Source organism: Rhizobacter sp. P5_C2 (assembly GCF_054049715.1).
This window is the reverse complement of the sequence record NZ_JBFULV010000169.1, coordinates 1-8,136: the sequence shown is the minus strand read 5'-3', so window position 1 is coordinate 8,136 and position 8,136 is coordinate 1. Positions and strand designations below refer to the sequence as shown.

Genomic DNA, 8,136 nt, shown 5'->3' with positions numbered 1-8,136 from the left:
GCGCGGTGGCCGCGAACGCCGGTGGCGCGATCGGCGCCGGCGCGACGGGCGCGCGCGGCGGTGGCGCGACAGGCGAGCGCGGCGGCGGTGGCGGCTCGACCACCTCGGCGACCGGCGGCGGCGCGCTGCGCGCGCTCGGCACCACCTCGGTCAGCACCGGCAGGCGATGCGACTGCTGGCGCGGCGTGGTGCTCATGACAGCCCCTCGGTCCATGGGTACATGACCCGATCCCCCGAGGGGATGCGGGCCGGCTTGGGAACGGCCCGGCGCTCGGCCCGCTTCATTCGCCCTCCTGCGCCACGTCGTGCCGCACGATCGGATAACCGCGATCGGCATAGTGCTTCCAGCGCACCCGGCCCGACGGGCGGTCGTCGCCGTCGCGCGACACCAGCTCGATCACGCGGGCGAAGCTCTCGAAGCCGTCGGCGGTCTCTTCGCCGAGGTTCAGCAGCACGTCATGGTGCGGCGCATCGGCCAAGCGCTCGACCAGCCACACCGGCGTCGGCGCGAGCCGCGGCGCGATCGGCTGGCCGGCACGTGCATGCACATGGGGCACGAAATCGGTGGGCTCGAACACCCACAGCTGCTTGTCGAGGCGCCCGAGCACCGGCGCGGGGCCCGCGACCACCACGCGTGCACCGCGGCGAGTCGCCTTGCGCAGCAATCTGCACGCGTACGACAGCCGGTCCGGCACGTTGAAGTGGAAACTGACCTCTGTCATCGCCTGGTCGCAGTTACTTGGCCTGACCTACTTGGCCTGCGAGAGCACGAACTGCGTCAGCAGCGGCACCGGCCGCCCGGTCGCGCCCTTGGCCGCGCCCGACTTCCAGGCGGTGCCGGCGATGTCGAGGTGGGCCCAGCGGTACTTGGCGGTGAAGCGGCGCAGGAACATCGCCGCGGTGATCGCACCCCCGGCGCGCGGGCCGACGTTGCCCATGTCGGCGAAGTTGCTCTTCAGCGCCTCGTCGTACTCTTCGTCGAGCGGCATGCGCCAGGCCGGGTCGAGCGCGCTCTGGCCGGCGGCCAGCAGCTCGGCGGCCAGCGCGTCGTCGGCGGTGAACAGGCCCGAGTTGTGGTGGCCCAGCGCGATCACGCAGGCGCCGGTCAGCGTCGCGATGTCGACCACGACCGCCGGCTTGAAGCGCTCGGCATAGGTCAGCGCATCGCACAGGATCAGCCGGCCTTCGGCATCGGTGTTCAGGATCTCGATCGTCTGGCCCGACATGCTGGTGACGACGTCGCCCGGCTTCACCGCGCGGCCGCTCGGCATGTTCTCGCACGACGGGATGATGCCGATCAGGTTCAGCTTCGGCTTCAGTTCGGCCACCGCGCGCAGCGTGCCGAGCACGCTGGCCGCGCCGCCCATGTCGTACTTCATCTCGTCCATCTCGGCGGCCGGCTTGATCGAGATGCCGCCGGTGTCGAAGGTGATGCCCTTGCCGACCAGCACGATCGGCGCCTGCGTCTTGGCCGCGCCTTCGTAGCGCGCGACGATGAAGCGCAGCGGCTCGTCGGAGCCCTGGGCGACCGCGAGGAACGAGCCCATGCCGAGCTTCTCGACCGCCTTGCGGTCCAGCACCACGACCTTCAGGCCGTGGTCCTTCGCGAGCTTCTTCGCCTGCTCGGCCAGGAAAGTGGGCGTGCAGTGGTTGCCGGGGCGGTTGGCGCATTCGCGCGCCAGCTCCACGCCGGCACCGATCGCCTCGCCGACCGCCAGGCCCGACTGCACGGCCTTCGCCTGCGCCTTGTCGCACACCAGCGTGAGCTTGGCGATGGCCGAGGCGGCCGGTGCGCTGGGCTTGGTGTGGCGATAGAGGTAGGTGGCGTCGCCGGCCGCGGCGACCAGCGCCTGCGCATGCGCCGCGCCCAGTTCGCCGGCCGAGGCCAGCGCGACGGCCACGTGCTTCGCGCCGCCGCCCTTCAGCTGTGCCAGCCCGTTGGCGACTGCTGCCTTGAAGGCCTTCGCGGTGCCGGAGGCGGCCGCGGCGACCACCACGCGCGGCGCCTTGACGCCGGCCACGCGGTGCAGGTACAGCGCCCGCCCGGCCTTCAGTGCGAAGTCGCCCTGGGCGATCGCCTCGTTGATCGGGGCCGCGAGCTTCGCGTCGAGCGCCGCATCGACGGTGCTGCCGCCGGCCGAGGCATCGACCACGACGAGCAGTGCGTCGGCCTGCAGGGCAGCCAGGCTGCCGGAAGAAGAAACCTGATGTCTGAAGTCCATAATGCGAGCCAGTCCAGAATCCAACGATGTTATTCGATTCCTCCCTGCGGCGAGACCTCGCCCGCACATTCGGCGCCACGCTGGTCGTGATCCTCACCATCGTGCTGACGATGATGCTGATCCGCACGCTGGGCCAGGCTGCGCTGGGCCGCATCGCCCCGCAGGACGTGGTGCTGCTGCTCGGCTACGTCGCGCTGGCCCAGTTGCCGACGATGCTGAGCCTGTCGCTGTTCATCGCCACCGTCTCCACGCTGACCCGCATGTACCGCGACAGCGAGATGGCGATCTGGTTCGCCAGCGGCGTCGGGTTGTCGCGCTTCGTGCGGCCGGTGCTGCGCGTCAGCTGGCCGGTGCTGCTGGTGGTGGCGCTGCTGGCGCTCTTCGTGTGGCCGTGGATGAACGCACGCAGCGCCGAGCTGCGCGAGCGCTTCGAGCGCCGCTCCGACCTGTCGCGCGTCGCGCCGGGCCAGTTCCAGTCGTCGCGCGACGGCCACCGCACCTTCTTCATCGAGCGCGACAGCGAAGACGGCCGCACCGGCCGCAACGTCTTCATCCTGACCGCACAGGGCGACAAGGAGTCGGTCACCTCGGCGCGCAGCGGCCACATCGAGAACACCGACGACGACCGCTTCCTGGTGCTCGACAGCGGCCAGCAGAACGAGCAGAACCTGCGCAGCGGCGACAAGACGCTGGCGCGCTTCGAGACCTACAAGGTGCAGGCCGGCGACCGCGTGCTGAGCAGCGCGACCGCGCCGCCGCCGAAGGCGCGCCCCACCATCGACCTGATGAGCGAGCCGACGCCGGCCGCGCAGGGCGAGCTCACCTGGCGGCTCGGCCTGACGCTCGGCGCGGCCAACCTGCTGCTGCTGGCGATCGGGCTGTCGGCCACGCAACCGCGGCGCGCCAGCAACTGGAACCTGCTGTTCGCGCTGCTGAGCTTCGTCGTCTACTACAACCTGATCAACCTGTCGCAGGCCTGGGTGGCCGGCGGCAAGGCCGGCATGGGCGCGATCCTGGTCACGATGCACGGCGGCGTGCTGCTGCTGGCCATCGCGCTGCTCTGGTGGCGCGACAACGGCACGCACTGGAGCCTGCGCCGGCGCACCGCCGACGGCAACGGAAATGGCCAAGGCGGCGGCCTGAAGCAGCGCATGCAGGAGGCCTGCAAGAAATGAGGACGGTCCGCCGCCTGCTCTACGCCGACATCGTCTCGTCGGTGGCCTTCGTCGCCGTGGCCTTCCTGTCGCTGTTCTTCTTCATCGACTTCGTCGACGAGCTGGGCAGCATCACCAAGACCTACACCGCGCTGCATGCCGCGGTGTACTCGCTGCTCGAGCTGCCGGGCCACCTGTACGAGCTGTCGCCGATCGCGGTGCTGATCGGCACCATCTACGCGCTGTCGCGGCTCGCGCAGTCGTCCGAGTTCACCGTGCTGCGCACCGGCGGGCTCGGCCCGGGCCGTGCGCTGTTCCTGCTGACCGGGCTGGGCATGGCCTTCGGCGTGCTGACCTTCGTCGTCGGCGACTACCTCGCGCCGCTCAGCGAGCGCGGCGCCGCGCAGCTGCAGGCGCGCTACAAGGGCGGCTTCAGCCTGGGCATCACCGGCGCCTGGCTGAAGGACCACCGCGTGACGCCCGAGGGCGAGCGCTCGTACGCGGTCAACGTCGGCAGCGCAGCGGCCGGCGGCGAGCTGCTGAACATCCGCATCTTCGAATCCGATGGCAACGGCCGGCTGCTGCGCCGCATCAGCGCGGCGCGCGGGCGCGTCGGCAGCGACGACAACTGGTCGCTGCAGGACGTGAACCTCACCGACTGGCGCGATGCCGCCGCCGGCGGGCTGGTGAACGCGCAGCAGATGCCGCTCTACACCTGGGCGAGCACGCTGCCGGCCAACGTGGTGGCCGCCGCGGTGCTGCCCGAGGGCTCGATGTCGACGCTGGAGCTGTTCCGCTACATCACCCACCTGTCCGACAACGAGCAGACGGCGCAGCGCCACGAGATCCAGTTCTGGAAGCGCGCGCTGTACCCGCTCGCCTGCCTGGTGATGGTGGCGCTCGCGCTGCCCTTCGCGTACCTGCATGCGCGCGCCGGCGGCGTCAGCCTGAAGGTGTTCGGCGGGATCATGCTGGGCATCAGCTTCGTGCTGCTGAACAACGTCGCGGCGCACCTGGGGCTGCTGCAGAACTGGACGCCGTGGATCGTCGCGGCCACGCCGAGCGCGATCTACCTGATGCTGTCGCTGGCGGCGTTCAGCTGGCTCGTGCGCTACCGATGAGCCGCGGCCTGCTGCTGTTCGCGCACGGCGCACGCGACCCGCGCTGGGCGCTGCCGTTCGAGGACGTGGCCACGCGCGTGCGCCTCGCGCATCCGGGCGTGCCGGTCGCCCTCGCCTTCCTCGAGTTCATGGCGCCCGACCTGCGCGAGGCCGGCCGGCAACTCGCCACGCAAGGCTGCACCCGCGTCGACGTGCTGCCGCTCTTCCTCGGTGCCGGCGGCCACGTGCGCAAGGACCTGCCCGAGCTGCTCGACGAACTCGCGGCGGCGCACCCAGGCGTGCGCTGGCAACTGCACCCCGCCGTCGGTGAACTCGACCCGGTGATCGCCGCGATGGCCGACGCCGCCGGCCATCTGCTCGCCGCGTCCACAGACACGAAGTGAAATAATCCGCGCAATCCACAGATTGCAACGGAATATGAACCTGCACCAGTTCCGGTTCGTCCAGGAGGCCGTGCGCCGCAACCTGAACCTGACCGAGACCGCCAAAGCGCTGTTCACCTCGCAGCCCGGCATCTCCAAGGCGATCCTCGAGCTCGAGGACGAACTCGGCGTCGACATCTTCGCGCGCCACGGCAAGCGGCTGCGCCGCGTCACCGAGCCGGGCGTCGAGGTGCTGAAGGCCATCGAGGTGATCATGCGCGAGGTCGGCAACCTGAAGCGCATCGGCGAAGAGTTCTCGAAGCAGGACGCCGGCACGCTGTCGATCGCCACCACGCACACGCAGGCCCGCTACTTCCTGCCCGAGCCGGTGTCCCAGCTGCGCAAGCGCTTCCCGAAGGTCAACATCAGCCTGCACCAGGGCGCACCGGCCCAGGTGGCGCAGATGGTGATCGAGGAGGTGGCCGACATCGGCATCGCGACCGAGGCGCTGGCCGAACACGACGAGCTGGTCAGCCTGCCCTGCTACGAATGGCAGCACGCGGTGGTGATGCCGGCCGGCCACCCGCTCGCGCAGCTCGAACGCATCTCGCTCGAGGACTTGGCGCAGCAGCCGCTGGTGTCGTACCACCCGTCGTTCAGCGGCCGCACGCGGGTCGACCAGGCTTTCGCGGCACGCCGGCTGAAGCCGAACATCGTGCTGGAGGCGATCGACGCCGACGTCATCAAGACCTATGTGCGCCTGGGCATGGGCATCGGCGTGCTGGCCGAGATCGCGGTGCGCGACGACCCGCCGAACGGCGACCTCGTCTCGCGCCCGGTCGGCCACCTGTTCGGCACCAACGTCACCCGCGTCGCGTTCAAGCGCGGGGCCTATCTGAGAAACTTCGTCTACGCGTTCGCCGAGATGCTGTCCGACCGCCTGAACCGCGGGCTGATCGCACGGGCGATGAGCGGCGATGCGGCCGACACCGGCCACGACTACCAGCTCTGACTCCACCGAGTTGATCACCATGCGAACCCCCACCATCGAGAGCCGCCTGCCGCAGGTCGGCACGACCATCTTCACCGTGATGTCGGCGCTGGCGCAGCAGCACGGCGCCGTCAACCTCGGCCAGGGCTTCCCCGATTTCGACGGCGACCCGCGGCTGCTCGATGCGGTGACCGGCGCGATGAAGCGCGGCCTGAACCAGTACCCGCCGATGACCGGCGTGCCGGCGCTGCGCGAGGCGGTGGTCGCGAAGATCGCCACCTTGTACGGCCACGCCTACGACCCCGGCACCGAGATCACGATCACCGCCGGCGCGACGCAGGCCATCATCACCGCGGTGCTGGCGATCGTGCACCCGGGCGACGAGGTGATCGTGCTCGACCCCTGCTACGACAGCTACGAGCCGAACATCGTGCTGGCCGGCGGCACCGCGGTGCATGTGCCACTCACCCCACGCACCTTCCGGCCCGATTTCGAGCGCATCCGCGCCGCGCTGTCGCCGCGCACCCGCGCGATCATCATCAACACGCCGCACAACCCGAGCGCCACCGTCTGGACCGAGGCCGAGATGCAGCAGCTCGCCGCGCTGCTGCGCCCGACCGACGTGTTCGTGATCGCCGACGAGGTCTACGAGCACATGGTGTTCGACGGCCAGCGGCACGAGAGCGTCGCGCGCCACCCCGAGCTGGCGGCGCGCAGCTTCATCGTCTCGAGCTTCGGCAAGACCTATCACGTGACCGGCTGGAAGGTCGGCTACGTCGCGGCGCCCGCGCCGCTGACGGCCGAGTTCCGCAAGGTGCACCAGTTCAACGTCTTCACCGTCAACACGCCGGTGCAGCACGGGCTGGCCGAGTACATGGCCGACCCGGCGCCCTACCTCGAGCTGCCGGCCTTCTACCAGCGCAAGCGCGACCTGTTCCGCGCCGGGCTGGCCGCCACGCGGCTGAAGCTGCTGCCGAGCGCGGGCAGCTATTTCCAGAGCGTCGACTACTCGGCCGTCAGCGATCTCAGCGAGGAAGGCTTCTGCCGCTGGCTGACGAGCGAGATCGGCGTCGCCGCGATCCCGGTGTCGGTGTTCTATGCCGGCGGCTTCGAGCAGAAGCTCGCGCGCTTCTGCTTCGCGAAGAAGGACGAGACGCTGCAGCGCGCGCTGGAGCGGCTGGCGAAGCTATAGCCCTTCCCGTTCGCCCTGAGCCTGTCGAAGGGCCCGATCATCCTGAGCCCGTCGAAGGACCTGAGCCCGTCGAAGGGTCAACGCGAACCGCGCGTCTTGGGCTTGCGGGTGCTGTCGAGCTCGCTCAGTTCGCTGAGGTCGAAATCGAGGCCCGGGTGCGAGTCGGGCGCGTCGAGCGGCGGCGGCATCACCGGTCCCGACAACTTGGCCGGGTCGGTCGAGATGTCGAGGTCGAGCGAGAGCCGCTCGACCTGCGGTGCCGGTGGCACCGGGTCGCTTTGCAAGGGCATCGGCGCGGAATCGGGCCGCGGCTCGGGTTGTGACAGATCGAGCGTGATGCCGAGCCCCGAATCGATCGGCAGCAGCAGGTCGACGCCCTCGGGGCGCACGTCGCGCTCGGCCAGGTCGCGCGCAATGCCGTACAGGAACAGCAGGTCGCGGTAGGCCGGCACGTCGAACGGCGGCCCCTGGCTGCGGCGGAACAGCGCACCGTCGAGCGCGGCCATCGCCTCGGCCGGTGCCGACCACAGCGATTGCACGCGCGCCAGCAGCTCGGGGAAGCCCTCTTCGAGATCGCGCTCCTTCGACGGATCGTGCTCGTCCCACTCGATCGCGTAGGCGTTGAAGCGCCGGTTGAAGCGCTCGCGGATGCGGTCGTACGGATCGCGCTCGCCGCGGCGGCGGTAGATCTCCATCAGCTTCAGATACGGCAGCGGGCTCACGCCGCCGGTGCTGCGCACGTGGCCCATCAGCAGGTCGACCGCGGCATCGTCCTGGCCGAGCACGACGAAGAACTCGACCTGCTGGTCGAGGTCGATCAGCTCGTCGGCCGACATCGGCCGGTGCGGCTCGAGCGAATCGGGGTCGATGTCGGGACCGGGCTCGGTCGCCCGCGCCAGCGTGGCCTGCATCGCGGCGACCGCGCGCGGGGTCAGCGTGACGTCGGAGGCCATCGGCGACATCGGCGCCGGCGCGGCGGGCCGCTTGCGCACCGGAGGCGGCGTGTCGACCAGCACCGCCCCGCCCCCGAACGGCTCGGGTGCCATCGCCGCCGGGATGGTGCGCGGCGGCTCGGCCGGCGTGCTCCCCGAGGC

8 protein-coding genes and 1 pseudogene are annotated in these 8,136 nt (G+C 70.4%); 5 read left to right on the top strand and 4 right to left on the bottom strand.

The window, feature by feature from the left end; genetic code table 11:
* The 3 genes from ACXJLU_RS31765 to ACXJLU_RS31755 form a co-directional block, all read right to left on the bottom strand.
* Positions 1–196, bottom strand: a 196-nt coding sequence (locus ACXJLU_RS31765) for a hypothetical protein (RefSeq protein ID WP_457337739.1), incomplete at its 3' end; no start/stop codon positions are given.
* Positions 197–281: 85 nt separating this feature from the next.
* Entirely contained in the window at positions 282–722 is a 441-nt protein-coding gene (locus ACXJLU_RS31760; RefSeq protein WP_073468089.1) for a DNA polymerase III subunit chi, read from the bottom strand.
* 27 nt (positions 723–749) lie between these two features.
* Positions 750–2,222, bottom strand: coding sequence for a leucyl aminopeptidase (locus tag ACXJLU_RS31755; RefSeq protein WP_457337738.1), 1,473 nt, complete (start codon positions 2,220–2,222; stop codon positions 750–752).
* Between the two features lie 26 nt (positions 2,223–2,248).
* On the opposite strand from ACXJLU_RS31755, the gene lptF reads away from it, so the two are divergent.
* The 5 genes from lptF to ACXJLU_RS31730 are packed head-to-tail and all read left to right on the top strand — an operon-like array spanning position 2,249 to position 7,042.
* Entirely contained in the window at positions 2,249–3,397 is a 1,149-nt protein-coding gene (lptF, locus tag ACXJLU_RS31750; protein WP_457337737.1) for an LPS export ABC transporter permease LptF, read from the top strand.
* Positions 3,394–4,497, top strand: coding sequence for an LPS export ABC transporter permease LptG (gene lptG / locus ACXJLU_RS31745; RefSeq protein ID WP_457337736.1), 1,104 nt, complete (start codon positions 3,394–3,396; stop codon positions 4,495–4,497). The genes lptF and lptG overlap by 4 nt, the downstream gene beginning before the upstream one ends.
* Positions 4,494–4,880 (top strand): sirohydrochlorin chelatase, encoded by a 387-nt coding sequence (locus ACXJLU_RS31740; RefSeq protein ID WP_457337735.1) that lies wholly within the window; start codon positions 4,494–4,496, stop codon positions 4,878–4,880. Before lptG ends, ACXJLU_RS31740 begins: the two co-directional genes overlap by 4 nt.
* 34 nt (positions 4,881–4,914) lie before the next feature.
* Entirely contained in the window at positions 4,915–5,871 is a 957-nt protein-coding gene (locus ACXJLU_RS31735; protein WP_073468094.1) for a CysB family HTH-type transcriptional regulator, read from the top strand.
* Positions 5,872–5,890: 19 nt separating this feature from the next.
* On the top strand, positions 5,891–7,042 hold the full coding sequence (locus ACXJLU_RS31730; RefSeq protein WP_457337734.1) for a pyridoxal phosphate-dependent aminotransferase: 1,152 nt from the start codon (positions 5,891–5,893) through the stop codon (positions 7,040–7,042).
* A gap of 77 nt (positions 7,043–7,119) precedes the next feature.
* Here the strand turns inward: ACXJLU_RS31730 and ACXJLU_RS31725 are convergent.
* Positions 7,120–8,136 (bottom strand): annotated as a pseudogene (locus tag ACXJLU_RS31725) (hypothetical protein); the annotation flags it as partial.